The organism is Bacillota bacterium, from assembly GCA_030019365.1.
GTDB lineage: Bacteria > Bacillota > Sulfobacillia > JACIYH01 > JACIYH01 > JACIYH01.
Window position 1 is genome coordinate 394913 of record JASEFA010000001.1, and the last position, 18408, is coordinate 413320.

Annotated in this window: 21 protein-coding genes and 1 riboswitch; of the genes, 1 reads left to right on the forward strand and 20 read right to left on the reverse strand. The window is 67.9% G+C overall.

Annotated features, from left to right (window positions below; translation table 11 throughout):
* Positions 1-13 precede the first annotated feature (13 nt).
* The 6 genes from QME70_01840 to QME70_01865 form a co-directional block, all read right to left on the reverse strand.
* Positions 14-616 carry a site-2 protease family protein gene (locus QME70_01840; GenBank protein ID MDI6893352.1) on the reverse strand — a complete coding sequence of 201 codons (603 nt, stop codon included), beginning with the start codon at positions 614-616 and terminating at the stop codon, positions 14-16.
* 1 nt (position 617) lies between these two features.
* Positions 618-842: a hypothetical protein gene (locus QME70_01845; GenBank protein MDI6893353.1), complete on the reverse strand. Its 225-nt coding sequence runs from the start codon at positions 840-842 to the stop codon at positions 618-620.
* A gap of 113 nt (positions 843-955) precedes the next feature.
* Complete coding sequence (lysA, locus tag QME70_01850; GenBank protein ID MDI6893354.1) at positions 956-2284, reverse strand: diaminopimelate decarboxylase; 1329 nt, start codon at positions 2282-2284, stop codon at positions 956-958.
* Between the two features lie 63 nt (positions 2285-2347).
* A riboswitch (Lysine riboswitch) is annotated at positions 2348-2531 on the reverse strand.
* A 141-nt stretch (positions 2532-2672) separates the two neighbouring features.
* Positions 2673-4148: a spore germination protein gene (locus QME70_01855; GenBank protein MDI6893355.1), complete on the reverse strand. Its 1476-nt coding sequence runs from the start codon at positions 4146-4148 to the stop codon at positions 2673-2675.
* A gap of 3 nt (positions 4149-4151) precedes the next feature.
* The gene (gene spoVAE, locus QME70_01860; GenBank protein ID MDI6893356.1) at positions 4152-4502 is read right to left on the reverse strand and encodes a stage V sporulation protein AE; all 351 of its coding nucleotides are present in this window, start codon (positions 4500-4502) and stop codon (positions 4152-4154) included.
* A gap of 33 nt (positions 4503-4535) precedes the next feature.
* Positions 4536-5783: a threonine synthase gene (locus QME70_01865; protein MDI6893357.1), complete on the reverse strand. Its 1248-nt coding sequence runs from the start codon at positions 5781-5783 to the stop codon at positions 4536-4538.
* Positions 5784-6039: 256 nt separating this feature from the next.
* On the opposite strand from QME70_01865, the gene QME70_01870 reads away from it, so the two are divergent.
* Complete coding sequence (locus QME70_01870; protein MDI6893358.1) at positions 6040-7404, forward strand: cyclic 2,3-diphosphoglycerate synthase; 1365 nt, start codon at positions 6040-6042, stop codon at positions 7402-7404.
* On the opposite strand, the gene QME70_01875 is transcribed toward QME70_01870, so the two are convergent.
* From QME70_01875 to ald, 14 genes are all read right to left on the reverse strand, one after another.
* The gene (locus QME70_01875; protein ID MDI6893359.1) at positions 7383-7817 is read right to left on the reverse strand and encodes a ferritin family protein; all 435 of its coding nucleotides are present in this window, start codon (positions 7815-7817) and stop codon (positions 7383-7385) included. The two genes, QME70_01870 and QME70_01875, sit on opposite strands and share 22 nt — an antisense overlap.
* Positions 7818-7820: 3 nt before the next feature.
* The gene (locus QME70_01880; GenBank protein ID MDI6893360.1) at positions 7821-8288 is read right to left on the reverse strand and encodes a Fur family transcriptional regulator; all 468 of its coding nucleotides are present in this window, start codon (positions 8286-8288) and stop codon (positions 7821-7823) included.
* A gap of 129 nt (positions 8289-8417) precedes the next feature.
* Positions 8418-9431 carry a stage V sporulation protein AD gene (gene spoVAD, locus QME70_01885; GenBank protein ID MDI6893361.1) on the reverse strand — a complete coding sequence of 338 codons (1014 nt, stop codon included), beginning with the start codon at positions 9429-9431 and terminating at the stop codon, positions 8418-8420.
* A gap of 34 nt (positions 9432-9465) precedes the next feature.
* The gene (locus QME70_01890) at positions 9466-9870 is read right to left on the reverse strand and encodes a SpoVA/SpoVAEb family sporulation membrane protein (protein ID MDI6893362.1); all 405 of its coding nucleotides are present in this window, start codon (positions 9868-9870) and stop codon (positions 9466-9468) included.
* Between the two features lie 53 nt (positions 9871-9923).
* Positions 9924-10160, reverse strand: coding sequence for a dodecin family protein (locus tag QME70_01895; GenBank protein MDI6893363.1), 237 nt, complete (start codon positions 10158-10160; stop codon positions 9924-9926).
* Positions 10108-10887 (reverse strand): sigma-70 family RNA polymerase sigma factor, encoded by a 780-nt coding sequence (locus QME70_01900; protein MDI6893364.1) that lies wholly within the window; start codon positions 10885-10887, stop codon positions 10108-10110. Before QME70_01900 ends, QME70_01895 begins: the two co-directional genes overlap by 53 nt.
* Positions 10888-10896: 9 nt before the next feature.
* Positions 10897-11331 carry an anti-sigma F factor gene (gene spoIIAB / locus QME70_01905; GenBank protein ID MDI6893365.1) on the reverse strand — a complete coding sequence of 145 codons (435 nt, stop codon included), beginning with the start codon at positions 11329-11331 and terminating at the stop codon, positions 10897-10899.
* Positions 11331-11708, reverse strand: coding sequence for an anti-sigma factor antagonist (locus QME70_01910; protein ID MDI6893366.1), 378 nt, complete (start codon positions 11706-11708; stop codon positions 11331-11333). The genes spoIIAB and QME70_01910 overlap by 1 nt, the downstream gene beginning before the upstream one ends.
* Before the next feature lie 59 nt (positions 11709-11767).
* Positions 11768-12517: a flagellar motor protein MotB gene (locus QME70_01915; GenBank protein MDI6893367.1), complete on the reverse strand. Its 750-nt coding sequence runs from the start codon at positions 12515-12517 to the stop codon at positions 11768-11770.
* 31 nt (positions 12518-12548) lie between these two features.
* Positions 12549-13340 carry a flagellar motor protein gene (locus QME70_01920; GenBank protein MDI6893368.1) on the reverse strand — a complete coding sequence of 264 codons (792 nt, stop codon included), beginning with the start codon at positions 13338-13340 and terminating at the stop codon, positions 12549-12551.
* A 77-nt stretch (positions 13341-13417) separates the two neighbouring features.
* Positions 13418-14659, reverse strand: coding sequence for a D-alanyl-D-alanine carboxypeptidase family protein (locus tag QME70_01925; GenBank protein MDI6893369.1), 1242 nt, complete (start codon positions 14657-14659; stop codon positions 13418-13420).
* 142 nt (positions 14660-14801) lie between these two features.
* Positions 14802-15998, reverse strand: coding sequence for a phosphopentomutase (locus tag QME70_01930; GenBank protein ID MDI6893370.1), 1197 nt, complete (start codon positions 15996-15998; stop codon positions 14802-14804).
* A complete protein-coding gene (xerD, locus tag QME70_01935; protein ID MDI6893371.1) occupies positions 15995-16885 on the reverse strand; it encodes a site-specific tyrosine recombinase XerD in 891 nt (296 codons plus the stop codon). Before xerD ends, QME70_01930 begins: the two co-directional genes overlap by 4 nt.
* A gap of 265 nt (positions 16886-17150) precedes the next feature.
* A complete protein-coding gene (gene ald, locus QME70_01940) occupies positions 17151-18260 on the reverse strand; it encodes an alanine dehydrogenase (protein ID MDI6893372.1) in 1110 nt (369 codons plus the stop codon).
* Positions 18261-18408: the final 148 nt, after the last annotated feature.

Here is an 18408-nt window from a genome sequence, read left to right on the forward strand (position 1 = left end):
TGGCCCGTGCCGCCTACCCCAGCCACCTGGTGGCAAGATCGAGAAGGCGGTATACGTGAATGGCCAGGGGGCCCAGGATGCGGCCGATGCCGCCCGTGGCCAGGAGCAGGAGCAGGAACACCCATCCGTACCTTTCCACCGTCTCCACCCAGGAGCCGCGGGTGAACTTCTCCACCACCCTCCAGCCGTCCAGCGGGGGCACCGGCAGCAGATTGAAGACGGCCAGATTGACGTTGTAGCGCACGAAGGCGGAAAAGAGGATGGTCCCGGCCAGGCCCAGGGAGTATCCCAGTGCCTTGGTGACGGCCACCCCCAGCCAGGCCATGGTCAGGTTGGCAAAGGGTCCCGCCAGCGCCACCAGCAGCAGCCCGGTACTGCGGTTTCCCCGGAAGAAATAGGGATTGACCTGCACGGGTCGGGCCCAGCCGAAACCCAGCAGCCACAGGCAGAGAATGCCCACCGGGTCCAGGTGAGCAAGGGGGTTGAGGGTGAGTCGGCCCATCCGGCGCGGGGTGGGGTCGCCCAGGGCGTCTGCGACCAGGCCGTGGGCGTATTCGTGCCCCACGATGGCCAGGAGCAGGGCAGGCAATCCCACGATGAGGGAGATGTCGAACAACTCAGGCCTCCCGGCTTGCCTCCAGGGCCTTGCGCAGCTCGGATTCGCACACGTAGGCGGCGGTAGGCGGCCTTCCCGTCTGCGCAGGGCCCAGGGGCTCTTCGAAGCGGCGCACCTTGTGCGCCCGGCAAAGCTGAAGGAGCTGCTTGCGGCGCAAGCCGTAACGGGCGCAAGCTATGTCCATCAGCAGGAACCTCTCCTCGCCCACCAGCTTTTCCTGGTCCAAGCCCGTCACTCCCCCCGGCTCACTGGGTCCCATAGTATCATACAACGCCCGGCGGAAAAAGACCCCGTCGCCCAGGCGACGGGGTTAGAGGAGGGGTGTATGGGAAAGACTGTTCAGCTGCTGGCGGCGGCGTCGGCAGACATCCACCCGGGCAGCCGGTCGCGCGCCACCACGTCCCGGTACGTCTCGCGGGCCACCACCGTTTCCGCCCGCCCCGCCCGCGCGAACACCACCGCCGGCCGGGGCAGGCGGTTGTAATTGGACGCCATGGTGAACTGGTATGCCCCGGCGGTGAAAACTGCCAGCACCTCCCCCGCCCGGGGACGGGGCAGGGGGATGTCCCTCACCAGCACGTCTCCCGACTCGCAATTCTTGCCCACGACCCAGAAGCTGCCCGCCGGCGGTTCCGTGACCCGACCGGCCAGGCTGGCGCGGTACCTGGCCCCGTACAGGGCGGGACGGGGGTTGTCGTGCAGCCCGCCATCGACCACCACATACGACCGCCCGGGCACCTGCTTTACCGCCTGCACCGTGTACAGGGCCACGGCCGCCTCGGCCACCACGGCACGGCCCGGTTCCAGTATCAGACGGGGCAGGGGGACGCCATCCCGCTGGCACGCCTGCCTCAGACGGCAGGCGACCTCGCCCACCACCTCATGGGGGCTTACGGGATCATCTTCCTCGGTGTAGCGTGCACCCAGGCCACCTCCCAGGTCCAGCTCCCATTCCGGAGCCCAGGGGAATTCCCGCGCCACCCGGATGGCCGCGTCGGCTGCAGCCGAGAAGGGCTCTGCGACAAGGATCTGAGAGCCCACGTGGCAGGACAGCCCCGCCAGCTCCAGCACGGGCGATTCCCGCGCGGTGCGGACCGCCGCCTCCAGGTCCGAGCCCGGGAGAAAACCGAACTTGGAATGCATGGTGCCCGTGCTCAGGTGATCGTGGGCACCCGCTTCCACTCCGGGGGCAAAGCGCAGGAGCACCCTGATCCGCCGTCGCCGCGGCCGGCCCAGGCGTTCCAGGCGAGCCAGCTCCTCGTGATTGTCCACCACGATGTGGCCCACTCCCTCTTCCAGAGCCAGCTCCAGTTCATCCGGGCTCTTACCGTTGCCCTGGAAGTAGATGCGCGACGCCGGGAACCCCGCGGTCAGCGCTGTCCACAGTTCACCACCCGAGCACACGTCCATCCCCAGGCCCTCTTCGCGCACCAGGGCAGCCATGGCCACCGTGCTGAAGGCCTTGGCGGCATAGAGGACCTTCCCGCCCGGCCACCACCGGGCCACAGCCCCCTGCCAGGCCCGGCACCGCCGCCTGATTTCCTCTTCGTCATAAACGTACAAGGGAGTCCCGAAACGGGCAGCCAGATCAAGGGCGTCGCACCCCGCTATCTCCAGACGCCCTCGCCCGTCAATCCCGATCCCGGGCAATGCTTCCCAAAGATACAAGTTGCCCTCCCCCCTTCACGGCAAGGGAGGAAGGCGACCAGGGTCCGGCGCCTTGCTCCCCTGGCGTGAGATAGCGCTCCACCGGGGAGCAGGGGTCTCCACCGGTGACAGTGCTGCACCTATTCGGTGCAACCCCAGCCGCAGGAGGCGGCCTCCCTGCAGCTTCGGCGACGACCCCTTTCCCGGCGGCTCACGGCCTGCCCGGCTCCCCGCCGGTACTGATGGTCATCGCGCCTCTACCCCACCTCCAGAGGAGATGAGGCCGTTACTTGCCCCCCATCATAGCAGAAGCTGCCCCCGCCGTCAACTGCATGATCTTCCACTTGTTCCCTTCCAATGTTATCTTCCGGCTGCCTTACCTTCCAGTTCTGCTACCGTTTTCCCCGGGCTAGCGGCGGCGGGCCGTTTTCTGTTCCCTGGGCTTGAGAATGGAAGGCCGGACGTGGCGGGCCGGCGTGGGCAGCCGCAGGGTGACCGCCTTGAGGGCGCCCCAGTCCGGGGGTATGAGCGGCCACAGGTAGGGCACCCCGAAGGAGCGACTGAACCCGAGGAACACCAGTTGCAGGAGGAAGACCACCGCCACCCCCCACAACCGGAATACGCCGGCGGCTCCCAACAGCAGCAGGCGCATGAGGCGTACCGCCATGGCGAACTCCATGCTGGGGGTGGCAAACCCACCCAGTGCAGCCAGGGCCACGTAGAGCACCGTCTCGCTGGTGAGGAGGCCCACTTCGGCGGCAATCTGGCCCAGCAGGACGGTGCCGATGAACCCGAGGGCGGTGGACACCGGTTCGGGGGTGTGAATGAGGGCCAGGCGCACCAGATCGAGGACGATTTCGCCGATGAAGAACTGCAGGGGCAGGGGAACCGTGCCTGCCTTCTTGGGGCCCAGGAGCTGCCACGCCGGGGGAAGCACGTCCTTGCTGAGCACCAGGGCGACCCAGAGCGGCGGGCCAACCCAGGCCAGCATGATCCCCATGAACCGCACCAGCCGCAGGTACGTTCCCACGCAAACGTCCTCCCGGTATTCCTCGGCGTGCTGGAGGTGGTGGAAGAAGGTGACCGGCAGGATCATGGCCGAGGGGGAGGTATCGACGAGGATCACCAGGTGCCCCTCGAACAGGTGGACGGCGGCCACGTCGGGACGCTCGGTGTAGCGCACCAAGGGGAAGGGGTTCCACCACTGGGAAGGGCGGGACTGCAGGTACTCCTCGATGCTCTTCTCCGCCATGGGGATGGCGTCTACGTGGATCTCCTTCAACCGGTCCCGCACCTGGGCCACCAGCTTGGGATTAGCCACATCCTGCAGGTAGAGCAGGACCACGTCCGTCTTGGAGCGTCGGCCCACCTGGAACCGCTCCACCCGCAGGCGGGGGTCGCGGATGCGCCTTCTCACCAGGGCGGTGTTGGACACCAGGGTTTCCACGAAGCCGTCCCGCGAACCCCGCAGGACCCTCTCCAGCTGGGGCTCCTGGGGCAAGCGGGCGGGATAGGTGCGCACGTCGATGGCGAAGGCGGTGTCCATGCCGTCCACCAGCAGGACGACCGGGCCGCTCAGCACCTGGTCGATCACGGCACCGTAAGTGGTGACGGCGTTGACCTCAATGTGGGGGATTCCCTCCTGGAAGAGGGAGCGCACGGCGTCCGGAGTGAGATCCTCCCGTTGCAGGCGCAGCATGGTGCGCAGGATGTTGGTGAGGATGGTATCGTTGACCAGCCCGTCCACACCCAGCAGGGCGGCGTCCCGCCCCCCGATTCTCAGCCGCCGGGCGAGGATGTCGACGCTTACCCCCACCCCCAGCTCGCCCTCCAGGACCTGCAGGTTACCGTCCAGCTTCTTCTGCAGCTTCTGTTCCCGATCCATCCCCTAGCCCCGGGGGTTGAACAGCACGCTCATCAGCCAGGCGAAGAGGATGGCGGCAGAAAGCCCCAGGGCGGTGGCCCGCAGGCCCCCGGTGAGAAGACCCACCACACCCTTGTGGGCCACGTCCTCCGCTACTCCCTGCACCAGGGTGTGACCGAACCCCGCCAGGGGGATGCTGGCCCCCGCCCCCGCTCTCTGCACCAGGGGGCCATACAGGCCCAGGGAGCTGGTCACCGCACCCAGGACGACGAAGAGCACCATGACATGGGCGGGCTGAATCTTGGCGAGATCCAGGACGAGCTGGGCCAGGGCACACATGGCCCCTCCCACCAGGAAAGCCACCAGGACCTGCACGTGCCGTTCCCCTCCGGTGGCCTATTCTCCGCCCTACCCGTGGTCCCTATGCATGGCCTTGGCCAGGGCGCCCACGTCGGGTGGGATGTGGATGGGCTCTCCCGCCGCCCGCATGGCGCCGGCCACGTCCTTGAGGCCGTTTCCGGTGATGATGCCCACCACCACTTCGTTGCGGCCGACGATGCCCTCGCGCACGGCGCGGGCCAGGCCCGCGAACCCCGCTGCGGCCGCCGGCTCGGCAAAGAGACCCCCGGTGGATCCCAGGAGCCGCATGGCCTCCAGGATCTCGCCGTCGCTGACGGTGATCATCTCGCCGCCGGATTTCTTTACTGCGCGCAGGGCCTTCACCGGGTTGCGCGGCACCCCCACCGCGATGCTGTCCGCCATCGTCTCCTCCGGCTCGGGGACGATCTCTTCCCGGCCCGCCCGGTAGGCCCGGTAGATGGGGGCGCACCCTTCCGCCTGCGCCCCCAGGAGGCGGGGCACCCGGTCGATGAGGCCGCACGCGGCCAGGTCCCCGAAGCCCTTCCCCACTCCCGCTATGGTGCAACCGTCGCCGACGGACACGACCACCCAGTCGGGGACCCGCCAGCCCATTTGTTCGGCGATCTCCAGGGATACTGTCTTCTTGCCCTCCACCAGGTAGGGGTTGAGGGCGGCGTTGCGGTTGTACCACCCCCAGCGGCGGATTGCCTCCATGGAGAGGCGGAAGGCATCCTCATAGTTGCCCCTGACGCTCACCACCGTGGCCCCAAAAAGGAGCAGTTGGGCCAGCTTGCCCTTGGGAGCCCGCTCCGGCACGAAAATGTAGCTGGGGATGCCGGCCGAGGCGGCATTGCCGGCCAGGGACGACCCGGCATTGCCGGTGGAAGAGCAGGCGACGGCGGAGGCGCCCGCCTCCATCGCCTTCACCACCCCCAGAGCGGAGGCCCGGTCCTTGAGGGAGCAGGTGGGATTGAGCCCGTCGTCCTTGACGTAGACCTCCCTGAGACCCACCGCCCGCGCGTAGCGGTCCGCCCGGTACAGGGGGGTCCAGCCCACCCGCAGGGCGGGCCGGGGGGTGGATGGCTCGCAGGGAAGCAGGGGCAGGTAGCGCCACATGCTCAGGTCCCTGTCCGCAGCCAGGGTCTCCCGGGTCAGCCGGGACCGGACGTAATCGTAGTCGAAGAGGACGTCCAGGATGCCCTGTTCCCCGCAACGGAGACAGGTGTACGTCTCCGGCGTCGCTTCCTCCATGCCCCCACACAGGGTGCACTGCAACCCCACCACGTTTCCTCTCACGATCATACCCCCAGTAAGCAGTTGTGAACCTGCTGCAGGCTGTTCAGCAGGCTAATTCAACGGCCCCATCCCGACTCCTCCCGCTCCGCCTCCTGCCCGCGGCGGCACGATGGGCCTGGCGTCGGGACGCACCCACCCCCGCCCGGACGGCACAGCCTCCCCCCGGGTGCGAGCAAGCAGGAAACCCGGTAGGCGCCCGCGAATCATACCGGCAATGCATATGCAGACCTGCATAAAGTGGGAGGGGGAGGAGAAAATGAGCGCGCCGCCCACCCGAGTTATCATCATGGGGGCTGCCGGCCGGGACTTCCACGACTTCAACACCGTGTTCCGGGACGATCCCCGCTACCGGGTGGTGGCGTTCACCGCCACCCAGATCCCCGACATCGCCAACCGCAGTTATCCTCCCGAGCTGGCGGGCTCCCTGTACCCGGAGGGTATCCCCATCTACGCCGAAGAGGAGTTGCCCCGCCTGATCCGGGAAATGGAAGTTGCTGCGGTGGTCTTCTCGTACAGCGACGTCAGTCACCTGCATGTAATGCACCGGGCGTCCCTGGTGCTGGCCGCCGGTGCGGACTTCTGGCTCCTGGGGCCGCACCGCACCATGCTCCGGGCCCATCGCCCCGTGCTGGCCGTGGTGGCCGCCCGCACGGGATCGGGCAAGAGCCAGACCTCCCGCAAGCTGGTGGCTCTCCTGAGAGAGAGGGGATGGCGGGTGGTGGTGGTCCGTCATCCCATGCCGTACGGTGACCTGCGCCGCCAGGTGTGCCAGCGGTTCGCCTCCTACCGCGATCTGGAGGAATACAGGTGCACCATCGAGGAGCGGGAGGAGTACGAGCCCCACCTGGACCGGGGCGCCATCGTCTACGCGGGGGCGGACTACGCCCGCATCCTCCGCGCCGCCGAAGAGGAGGCGGACGTCATCCTCTGGGACGGTGGCAACAACGACCTCCCCTTCTTCCGGCCGGACTATGTGGTGTGCGTGGTGGACCCCCACCGCGCCGGCCACGAGATTTCCTATCATCCAGGCGAGACCAACGTGCGCCTGGCCCAGGCGGTGGTCATCAACAAGGTGGACACCGCCCGCCCCGAAGACGTGCTGGCCGTGCGCAACAACGTGGCGGCAGTGAACCCCGGGGCCCTCATCATCGAGGCCGCCTCTCCCGTGTTCGCGACCGACCCCGCGCTGGTGCGGGGTCGCCGGGTCCTGGTGGTGGAGGATGGGCCCAGCGTCACCCACGGGGAGATGCCTTACGGCGCGGGTACCGTGGCCGCCCGGCGCTGGGGAGCGGCGGAGCTGGTCGACCCCCGACCGTACGCGGTGGGTAGCATCAGAGAGGTCTACGAAAAGTACCCGCACCTGGAGCGGGTGCTGCCGGCCATGGGATACAGCCCCGGGCAGGTGCGGGAACTGGAAGCCACCATCAACGCCACCCCCGCCGACGTGGTCATCGTGGCAACCCCCATCGACCTGGGCCGGCTGATCACCATCGACAGGCCGGCCCTCCGGGTGAGGTACGAGCTCCAGGAAGTGGGCAAGCCGGACCTGGGCGATGTGGTCGCCCTTTTCGCGGACGTCTGCCTGACGTCCCCAGTGGGTCAGGCGGCGCCGGGGAAGTAGCGATCCAGCAGCCCCTTCAGAGCGCGGGCGTGGCGCGCTTCATCGCGGGAAGTCTCGTCGAAGAAGTCGTGGGCGGGATCCACGCCTGCCTCTTTGGCCCGCACGGCCGCTTCCCGCTTACCGCGGTTGGCCATCTGCTCACCGGCCAGCATCTTCTTGACGTTTTCGGCGGTGGAGTCCGAAATCATGCCGGCCAGCTCGGCGTAACCGGCCGCGTGCCAGGCCTCCTCCCGGGCGATGCGGACCAGAGCCTCGGCCACCTCGGGGTAACCCTCGCGATATGCCTGCCTGGCCATGGCCAGGTACAGCCCCACCTCCGAGGTTTCGCCGCGGAAGTTCTGGTCCACCGCTTCCTCGACCACCGTTCCCCTGGCCACCCCCAGCCTGACCTCGTTGATCAGATCCAGTGCCATTCCTCAAACCTCCTCTCCGGTTTGCGGGGGTTTTCCCTCTTCCCGCCGGCAGGCGGGGCAGTAACCGTAGAAGCAGGAATCCTGGGCGCGGATGTCCCAGGCCGACCGGGCCGCCACCCGCTCTCCCAGCTCCCCGAGCAGGGCGTCCAGGTCGCCGTCGCAGTCGTCCACCCGCCCGCAACCCCGGCACACCAGGTGTACATGGGGAGCCACGTTGGCGTCATAGCGGTAAACGTTGTCCTCCATGCTGATGCGGCGGAGCACTCCCGCATCCTCCAGGGAGTGCAGAGTCTGGTAGACGGTGTTCAGGCTCAGCCCGGGGTAGGCGGGCTTCAGCTCCCGGTACACCATCTCCGGGCTGGGGTGAGCCTTGCTCCCGCGCAGCAGGCGCAGGATGGACACCCGCTGCGGGGTGACGCGCAGGGCGGCCGACCTCAGAATGTCCTGCTCTGTCCCCGCCGCTCTCCTCATCCGGGATTACCCCCTCCGCAATAAATACTACCTAGGAATAGATACCGTGTCAAGGGGGGGTGGCGAAAAAGACGCCGGGCCCGCCACCGTCGGGGAAAGGTTAGACGGAAAGGACCAATTATCCTGTAATCAGGCGGGGACTTCCACCGCCACGGCGTGGGCGACCGCCGCGATCTCCTGCCCCTGCTTCCAGGAGGTGGGGCTGAAGAGGGCTCCGGTGGGAACCAGCAGCAGCCGCCTGATCTCCCCGGCCACCAGCCGGGGTACCAGGTAGGAGGTGAACACCACCGCCGAGCAGCCGCACCCCGACCCGCCCGCGTTGACCTGCTGGCGGTTGCGGTCGTAAACGAGGATACCGCAGTCCACGAAGTTCTCGCCCAGTGCCAGGCCGCGGTCAGCGAGGAGCTTCCGGCAGATGGGGTGGCCCACCGCCCCCAGGTCGCCGGTGGCTATGAGGTCGTAGTCGGCGGGCAGACGGCCCGTGTCCTGCAGGTGCTGCCAGATGGTTTCGGCGGCGGCAGGGGCCATGGCCGAGCCCAGGTCGGAAGGATCCTTCAAACCCATGGAGATCACCTTCCCCACGGTGGCGTGGGTGAGGCGGGGGCCGGGCCCAGAAAGTCCCAGCAGCACCGCCCCCGCCCCCGTCACCGTCCGCTGGGTGGTGGGGGGCCGCTGGACCCCCAGTTCGGTGGGGTAGCGATACTGCCTCTCGGCGGTGTCGTGGTGACTGGCGCAGGCCGTGAGCACGCAGCCGGCGAAGCCGCCGTCCAGGAGCATCCCCCCCAGCGCCAGCCCTTCGGCCAGGGTGGAGCAGGCCCCAAAGAGCCCCAGGAAGGGGACGCCCAGGGTCTGGGCGGAGAAGTTGGCGGTGATTATCTGGTTGAGCAGGTCCCCGGCCAGGAAGAAGTCCACCTCCCGGGGGCTCTTCCCCACCTTCTTGATGGCCAGGTCGCAGGCTTCCTCGCACAGGAGCTTCTCCGCCAGCTCCCACGACTTCTGCCCCAGCAGCCGGTCCTGCTTCACCACGTCGAAGTGCTGGCCGAGCGGTCCCTCACCTTCTTCCGGCCCGACCACGCTGGCCGTGCTCAGGATGATGGGTGGCTGCGCGAACGCCACCGTTTGCTGCCCCAGCCTCTTGGACAAACCGCTCTCCTCCCTCCCGCAGCGGTCCCCGCCCTCACGGGTGACCGGTGATCAGCCAGCGCAGGAGCACCACCAGCACCGCCGCCACCAGCCCGTAGACGATCACCGGACCGGCTATGGTGAACAGCTTGGCCCCCACCCCCAGTACGTATCCCTCCCGCTTGTACTCTAGCGCCGGCGAAACCATGGAGTTGGCAAAGCCGGTGATGGGCAGGGCAGCCCCCATCCCCCCCACCCGGCCGATGACGTCATACACTCCCAGTCCGGTCAGGAGCGCGCCCCAGAAGACCATGAACCCGGATGTGGCTGCCAGGGCTTCCTTCTGGGGCATACCCCGGCCCAGGAGGTACGAGAGGAACAGCTGGGCCAGGGCACATATCGCGCCCCCGATCAGGAAGGCCAGCACCGTGTTTCTGAAGATGGGACGACGCGGCTGCATGGCCCGCGCCGTCTCCTGGTAGGCCTGCTGCGGAGACTTCCCCTGTACCACGGTCAGGCCCCCGGTTCGATGTTCCGCCTCTGATTGTCCACCACGAACGCGACCTTCACGTTGGCCCGGTACTCGGACACCTGCTGTCCCCGCACCTCCGCCGTCCAGTTGACCACCTCGACCCCGGTGATGTTCTTCACGGTACGGGCGGCCTCCGTCACCGCGTTCTGCACCGCTTCCTGAAAGCTACTGGGCGAGTTTCCCACCAGTTCCAGCACCTTGACCACGGGCACCTGCATCAGCCTCCTTCACGACCACTAGTTTGTGCCGGTCGCAGTCGCTGGTATGCCATGCCAGCATTTCGCGCAACCGGGCCAGGGCCCGCTGTTCCAGGCGGGAAACCTGGGGCTGGGAAATCCCCAGGCGAGTCGCCATCTCCTCCTGGGTGAGGTCCTCGAAGTAGCGCCCCCGGACGATGGCCTGCTCCCGCGGTTCCAGTCGCGCCAGGGCCAGGGCGAGGTCCAGGGTCTCCTCGTCGGGGGGGCCGCCGGCAGGCGGATCACCGGCCCGACTCGCGCCGCCGGGCGGGCCCCACCCCAACCGGGCGAGGGGTGCACCCTCCTCCAGGGAACGGGGCGGCAGGCAGGCTTCCTCGGCGGCCACCAGGTCGGCGGGCTCCACCCCCAGGGCGGCCGCCACCTCCCCCAGGGAAGGTTCTGCTCCTTTTTCCTGGGCCAGCAGGGCGCGCACCTCCCGGGCCCGGGCCACCATCTCCCGGGTCGCCCCCGGCATCTTCACCCCTGTGGCCTCACGCAGGTGGCGTCGCATTTCTCCCAGGATGACGGGCACCGCATAGGTGGAAAAGGCCGTTCCCCGCGCCGGGTCATACCTTTTCCAGGCCTTGACCAGGCCCAGGCAACCCGCGGCGAACAGGTCTTCGCGCTCGGGTCCCCGCACCCCCAGCCGGTTGACCAGCGACCACACAAGGGGGAAGTGGTTTTCGACCCCGGAGTCTTCCCGTTCCACGCTCCCCGCTCACCCCTGCTCGCGTCCCGGTCGCTTGATGAGGGACACGCGGGTGCCACGCCCGGGTTCTGACCACACCTCCACCTTGTCCATGAAAGATTCCATGAAGGTGAACCCTAGGCCCATGCGATCGGGATCGGTGGTGAAGCTGGCCTCGCGGGCCCGGGTCACGTCGACGATGCCCACTCCCCTGTCCTCCACCTCTACGGCCAGCTCCCCCGCGTCCACCCGGGCCCGCACCTTCACCGGGCCCCGCCCCCCCGGGTACGCGTGGACCACGGCATTGGTGACCGCCTCGGACACGGCCACCTTCACCTCCTCCAGTTCCGCCCAGGTGAATCCCAGCTGGGCGGCAAAGGAGGCCACCGCCACCCGCGCCACCCCCGCATTGGCGGGCAGAGAGAGGAACTCCATGTGCAGGTAGTTGTGGTCTCCCACTCCCATCAGGCCACCTCCCCCCCGGTCTCGCCGCCCAGCGCTGCCAGGGCTTTGCGTTCGGAATCGAAAAGCGGGATGAGCCGGGACACCCCGGAAACTTCCAGCACCGCCTTCACGCGTCCGCCCGCGCCCGCCGCCGCCATGCGGCCGCCCCGTTCCTGGAGCCACCGGTATCGGCCCAGGATGGCACCCAGACCGGTGCTGTCCAGGAAGGCCAGCTGCCGCAATGCCAGGACCACCACCCTCGCCCCCGAGTCGCGCACGGCCTGATCGGCCCTCTGGCGGAACGTCTCCGCGGTGTAGACATCGAGTTCACCCGACAGACGCAGTACCAGCACCCGCCCCACGACTTCCTCCTTCACCTCAAGCCCGCATGCCGGCAAACTGAAAATCCCCCCGGAGGGGGAGACTTCTCCTTCCGGAAAGTTTTTCCTTCCAGCAACTAGGGCGCGTGCCCGGAGGGAGGCGGGGCAATGGGCTCGGGCCGGCTGTGGGGAAACGGCGAACGGGATAGGATCACGATGTCCACACGCCGGTTGCGGGCCCGGTTGGCTTCGGAGTCGTTGGGGAACATGGGCTGGTACTCCCCATAGCCAACGGCCAGGAAGCGGCGGGGGTTCAGCCCGTGGCGGTCCACGAAGTAGCGGACCACGCTGGTTGCCCGGCGTACGGAAAGCTCCCAGTTGGTGGGGAAGATGGTGGTGTTGATGGGCAGGTCGTCCGTGGAGCCTTCCACGCTGACGTAGTTGGGCACGCGGGTGAGGGCGACAGCTACCCGGTCCAGGATGGCGGCGGCTTCCGGGCGGATGTCAGCTTTGCCCAGGTCAAAGAGTACTGCCCCGTACAGGCTGATCACCACTCCCCGCTCGGTGCGAAACACGGCACCCTGCCCCTCCAGACCCGTCTCGGCCAGGGCCTGCGCCACCTCCTCCCCCACTGCCTGCAGCGGCTCAGGGGGAGCCTCCGTCCCCTGCATGGGCAGATCGATGAAGGAGTTGCCCACCAGGGCGCCGCGCAGGCTGTATGCCAGGGCACGGTACTTCCCCACGTCCACGCTGGACATGGCGTACATCACGATGAAGAAGGCCATGAGCAGGGTGATGAGGTCGGCATAGGTGAGCAGCCACCGCATCATGCCGGTGGCGTCGTGACCGCCGCCTCCTGCCTCCCCACCCCGCCGGGGTCGCCTCAAGCCCCTTCCTCCCCCCTCCACCGGGGTCGCCTCAAGCCGCTTCCTCCCCTTGCACCGGGCGCGCACGTCCCTCGCGGGCCGCCTTCCGCCAGAACACCTCCAGCTTCTCCCTCACCATGCGGGGGTTCTCGCCGGCCTGAATGGACAGAATCCCTTCCAGCATCAGCTCCTTTTGGGCCACCAGCTTGCGGGCCCGCAACTTCAGCTTCGCCGCGATGGGCAACCAGATCAGGTTGGCGGAAGCAATGCCGTAGAAGGTGGCCAGGAACGCCACGGCGATGGCGGGCCCCAGGCGGGAGGTATCCTGCAGGTTGCCCAGCACGTGCACCAGCCCCATCACCGTACCGATAATGCCCATGGTGGGGGCATATCCCCCCGCCGTTTCGAATATGCCCGCCTCAGTCTGGTACTCCTTGTCCTTGACGGCCAGGTCGGTTTCCAGGATGCTGCGCACCATCTCGGGATCCGCACCGTCGATCACCAGGTTGAGCCCGCGTACCAGGAAGGGATCATCCCCCTCGTGCACGTACTCCTGCAGCACCAGCAGGCCCTCTCGCCTGGCCTTCTCCGCGTGCCCCACGAGGGTTTCGATGACCTCCGCCATGGGCGGGTCCCGGGAGAAAAAGGCCTGGGCCAGTAAAGAGGGGATGCGGGCCAGTTCCGCGGGAGAATAGGACATGACGGTGGCCCCCAGGGTACCGCCCAGGATGATCACCAGAGCGGAGGGGTTGAAGAGGGCCCCCAGGTGACCTCCCTCCATGAACACAGAGATGATCAGGGCCGCGAAGGCCACCACCATGCCCAGTCCCGTGGTAATGTCCACTGTCCGCCTCCCCCGGGGCCGGACGCGAAAAGGCCCGGGCCGGACCCGGGCCTGGGAAACCGCCCCCCTCTGGGGTGTTATCGAACGGAGAAGAAACGGGCGATAGTCTGCCCTATCGCCCCGAGCAGGGTGCTCCTGGGTACGTCCCGCGCCGCCACCAGGGCGACCCGGGCCAGCTCCTTGCCGTCCAGGTGTAAGGCCATGATGCCCAGCTCGTCCCCGGCCCGCACGGGCGCGTTTGCACGGGGAACCACCTCGATCACCTTCTGTACCTTGTCGGCCCGGTCTTTCTCCACCGACAGGGCCAGATCGCCTGCTGCCACCGCCGGGAGCCACCGCTCCTTCCCCCGCACCACCCTCACCCGGGCCACCTCCTCCCCCCCGCGGGCCGCCACCACCGGAGTGAAGGTAGCGAAGGCGTAGTTAAGGAGCTGGGTGGCCTCGCGCACCCTGGTGGCCGGGTCGGGAGCCCCCAGGATCACGGCCAGGAACTGCCGCTCGTCGCGCCTGGCTGAACCCACCAGGCAGTACTGGGCTTTGGAGGTATGACCGGTTTTGAGCCCGGTCGCCCCGGGATATGTGACCAGCAACCGGTTGCGGCTTACCAGCCAGCTCTTCTTGGCAGTGTTCTGTCGGATCCAAGCCTCCCGCAGCGTAGACAGCCGCACCACCTCGGGCAGCCCCAGGGCGTATCTGGAGATCAGGGCCAGGTCGTAGGCGGTGGTCAGGTGGCCCTCGTCGTCCAGACCGTGGCAGTTCACGAAGTGGGTGTCCTTGCACCCCAGGGCCCGCGCTTTCTCGTTCATCCACTCCACGAACTTCTGCTCGGACCCGGCCAGGTACTCGGCCACCGCCACCGCCGCGTCGTTGGCCGACCCCACCGCCACTGCCAGCAGGAGATCGGAGAATGGCATCTCCTCGCCCGGTTCGAGCCAGATCTCCGAGCCCCCCATCTCCCACGCGTTTTCGCTGGCAACCACCATGTCGTCCGGCTTGACCTTGCCCTGGGCCAGGGCTTCGCATGCCAGCGCCAGGGTCAGGATCTTGGTCAGGCTGGCCGGGGCCCACTTCTTGTGGGGTTCCTTCGCGTACAGTACCTGCCCCGTCACCACGTCCATGAGGACGGCCGCCTCGGACTTCAGGGCGAAATCCACCCTGGCGGTGGCCTCGGCCAGATCCCCGCTGGTTGCAGCCCCTTCCTCCCCCGGCGGCGGCCCGTCGGCAAGCCCCGTCTCCCCGGGCCACCCGGGTCCCAGAAGGAGGAGTGCGACCAGCAGAACGGCTCCCGCCATCCTGTGAAGGCGCACTTTCGTGCGCAATACTGCCACCTCCCCGCGCCTTTTTCCCTAGCTTTCCCGCCTGGGTGGCCACGTACACCCGGCGCCCGGGCATGCGGGCTGGCGGGGGCACCGCCCTCAGTACCCCTGCGCGAGGTCGTGCCGGCGAGACGGGAGGATGCGGTCAGAAAGGCCGGGCGCCTGTTGGGGTCCAGTCCAGGGCGAACCCGCGGGCGATGGTGGCGGCCACGTCGGCTAAGGTGTGCCTGACCCCCAGGCAGCCCCGCTCTCTCCAGCGAGGGCCCGCAACCAGCACGGGTACCAGCTCGCGGGAGTGGTCGGTGCTGGGGGTGGTGGGATCGCAGCCGTGGTCGGCGGTGACGATGAGCATGTCAGCTTGGTGGGCAGTGAGCGTGTCGGTTTGCCGCAGCCGGGGCAGAAACCCGCCCAGCCAGCCATCGAACTGTTCCAGGGCCCGCGCGTATCCGGGCACGTCGTTGCGATGGCCGTACAGCATGTCGAAATCCACCAGATTGGCCACGATCAGGCCCTGCTCCAGTCCGGCGAAAGCTTCGTCCAGAGCGGCCAGTATCTCCGCATTGCCACCTGCCGGGACGCGCGTGGTAATCCCCCGGCCGGCATATATGTCGGGCACCTTGCCGATCCCCACCACCTGGTAGCCCCTGCCCGCCAGGGCATCCAGTACGGTGGTCCCCGGCGGGGGCAGGGCCCAGTCGTGCCGCCCCGCAGTGCGCCGGAAGGATCCGGCCCCGCCGGCGAAGGGGCGGGCGATCACCCTGCCCACCCGCAGGGGGCTGCGGTCCAGGACGGCCCTGATCTCCGCACACCAGCGGTAAAGGAGAGACGGGGGAACCACTTCTTCGTGAGCGGCCACCTGAAGGACACTGTCGGCCGAGGTGTACACGATGGGTGAACCCGTGCGCAGGTGCTCCTCGCCCAGCTCCGCGATGATCGCCGTGCCCGAGGCGGGCACGTTGCCGAGCACTGCCCGCCCGGTGATGCGCTCGACCTCCGCCACCAGCCAGGAAGGAAAGCCGTGGGGGAAGGTATCGAGGGGAGCATCGATGACCACCCCGGCCAGCTCCCAGTGGCCGATCATGGTTTCCTTGCCGGGGGACAGGGGAGCCATGATCCCCCAGGCCCCGCCCAGCTGCGGGATGGGCAAGAGGGGGCTCCTGGGCACCTCGGTGCAATGGGTGAGACCCAGGGAAGCAAGGTGGGGAATGCGCAGGCCGCCCACCGCGCGGGCCAGGTTCCCCAGGGTGTTCGATCCCCGATCTCCGTAGAGATCGGTGTCGGGGAGAGCCCCGACCCCCAGCCCGTCCACCACCAGCAGAATGGCGCGTCGACAGGACGTCATGCCCGCGGATGGGCCCGTGAGTATACCTCCTTCAGCCTTCCCTTGGTCACCTGGGTGTAAATCTGGGTGGTCGAGATGTCCACGTGACCCAGCATTTCCTGCACGGAACGGAGATCGGCGCCGTTCTCGAGCAGGTGGGTGGCAAAGGAGTGACGCAGGGTGTGCGGGGTGATGTTCTTCTCGATACCGGCCTGCCGGGCATATTTCTTCACGATCTTCCAGAAGCCCTGCCTGGTCAGGCGGGCCCCCTGGTGATTCAGGAACAGAGTGTGTTCGCCGGGGTCACCCAGCAGGCGAGGCCGCCCGTAGGTGATGTACTCCCTAACCGCCTTGCGGGCCATGCGCCCGAGCGGGATGATGCGCTCCCTTCCCCCTTTGCCCAGGCAGCGCACGTAGCCCAGGTTGAGGTTGGCATCCTCCAGGCGCAGGTTGACCAGTTCGGAAACCCGTATCCCCGTGGCGTACAGCAACTCCAGCATGGCCCGATCCCGCAGTCCGCCCGGTGTGGCTGCGTCCGGCTGGGCCAGCAGTCGCTCGACCTCCTTCACCGTGAGCACGCGGGGGAGCTTCCGCTCCATGCGGGGGGATTCCAGGTTGTCGGTGGGATCGCTGTCCATGTAGCGCTCCCGCACCATGAAGTGGTAGAAAGCACGCAGGGCAGCCAGCCGCCGGGCCACCGTGGCCGTGGCGCGCCCCTGCTTCTGCAGCCAGACCAGGTAAGAAACCACCGTGGCGCGGCTGGCGGTGGCCAGGTTCTGGCCCGACTGGGCCAGGAACTGCTGGTACTGGTCCAGGTCGCAACCATACGAGGCCAGGGTGTTCTGGGAGAGACCCTTTTCCGTGCGCAGGTAGTCGACGAAATGCGCAATCAGGTCGGGTACCGCCATGGCCTTACCACCCTTTGGGTGTCCCCCGCTCCTCCGGGCCGCCTCCCGGGTATTCGGCGCGGTCAAGGGAATTCCTTTCTGCTTTGCCATCAGTCCCCGCCCCTCATAGTCATGTTCCCAACCCGATAGTTATGTATTCCCCCGGCCACCTAGAACGGGGCCGGGGGATGGGATTTCGCCTGCGGTGGCACCCGCCGGACCGGGGCCGGGGGATACGGTTTCGCGCCCGCGGGGCATCCGGCGGGTCGATGAGGCTGCGCCGGAATCAGAGGATCTCCGTAAGGGCGCGGCCGGGGAGCCCGTGAGCTTCGGCCACCGCCGGGTAGGTGATGTGACCCAGGCACGCGTTGACACCGCGGGCCAAGGGGGGGTCCTCCCCCACCGCGCGCCTCCAGCCCTTGTCCGCCAGGCAGAGGGCATAGGGCATGGTCACGTTGGTGAGGGCCAGGGTAGAGGTCCTGGGCACCGCACCGGGGATGTTGGCCACCGCGTAGTGGACCACGCCGTGCTTGACGAAGGTGGGGTCCGAGTGGGTGGTGACCCGATCCATGGTCGCGACGACGCCACCCTGGTCGATGGCCACATCCACGATCACCGACCCCGCTTTCATGGCCCTGACCATGTCCTCGGTCACCAGGTGGGGAGCGCGGGCTCCCGGTATGAGCACGGCACCGACGAGCAGGTCGGCGCGCGCCACCGCCTGGGCGATGTGGTAGCTGTTGGACATGAGAGTGGTCACCTGGCCGCCGAAGAGGTCGTCCAGATAACGGAGCCGCTCGGCGCTGATATCCAGCACGGTGACCCGCGCCCCCATCCCGAAGGCGATCTTGGCGGCGTTGGTCCCCACCGTCCCGCCGCCCACGATCACCACGTCCGCGGGGGGAACGCCCGGAACCCCGCCCAGCAAGACCCCACGGCCTCCCTGGCGTTTCTCCAGGAAGTGAGCCCCTATCTGCACGGCCATCCGCCCGGCCACCTCGCTCATCGGGGTGAGCAGGGGCAGGGAACCATCGGCCAGCTGTACGGTTTCGTAGGCGATGGCCACCACCTGGTGTTCGACCAGGGCCAGCGTCAAGGCCCGGTCGGCCGCCAGGTGGAGGTAGGTGAACAGAACCTGGCCGGGGCGAAGGAGATCGTATTCCTGCGGCAGCGGTTCCTTCACCTTGAGGACCATTTCCGCCCCCCAGGCGTCCTCGCGACTGACCATGGTGGCCCCCGCCGCCTCGTAATCGTGATCGGAAAAACCGCTTCCCTCCCCCGCTCCCTGCTGCACCAGTACCCGGTGCCCGCGCCCCGCCAGGGCCAGTACTCCGGCCGGGGTAATGGCGACCCGGTTCTCGTCCGCCTTGATCTCTTTGGGAATCCCTACGATCACGTGCCCATCCCTTCCTTCGTGCCAGAACTGTGTGCAGGAACTTCTCCTGGAACTGCCACCGTTCCGAGTTTCGCATCGTGAACCACCAAGGACAATACTTCCCCCGCCGGCCGGATTCCTGCTTGCGGTCGGATTTCCCCGAGTGACA

Coding starts and splice junctions, on each gene's coding strand:
- QME70_01855 (MDI6893355.1), bottom strand. CDS start 4,148: ATGGATCGGGAACAGAAGCTGCAGAAGAAGCTGGACGGTAACCTGCAG.
- QME70_01870 (MDI6893358.1), top strand. CDS start 6,040: ATGAGCGCGCCGCCCACCCGAGTTATCATCATGGGGGCTGCCGGCCGG.
- QME70_01875 (MDI6893359.1), bottom strand. CDS start 7,817: ATGGCACTGGATCTGATCAACGAGGTCAGGCTGGGGGTGGCCAGGGGA.
- QME70_01880 (MDI6893360.1), bottom strand. CDS start 8,288: ATGAGGAGAGCGGCGGGGACAGAGCAGGACATTCTGAGGTCGGCCGCC.
- QME70_01890 (MDI6893362.1), bottom strand. CDS start 9,870: ATGCAGCCGCGTCGTCCCATCTTCAGAAACACGGTGCTGGCCTTCCTG.
- QME70_01895 (MDI6893363.1), bottom strand. CDS start 10,160: ATGCAGGTGCCCGTGGTCAAGGTGCTGGAACTGGTGGGAAACTCGCCC.
- spoIIAB (MDI6893365.1), bottom strand. CDS start 11,331: ATGGGAGTGGGAGACCACAACTACCTGCACATGGAGTTCCTCTCTCTG.
- QME70_01930 (MDI6893370.1), bottom strand. CDS start 15,998: ATGACGTCCTGTCGACGCGCCATTCTGCTGGTGGTGGACGGGCTGGGG.
- xerD (MDI6893371.1), bottom strand. CDS start 16,885: ATGGCGGTACCCGACCTGATTGCGCATTTCGTCGACTACCTGCGCACG.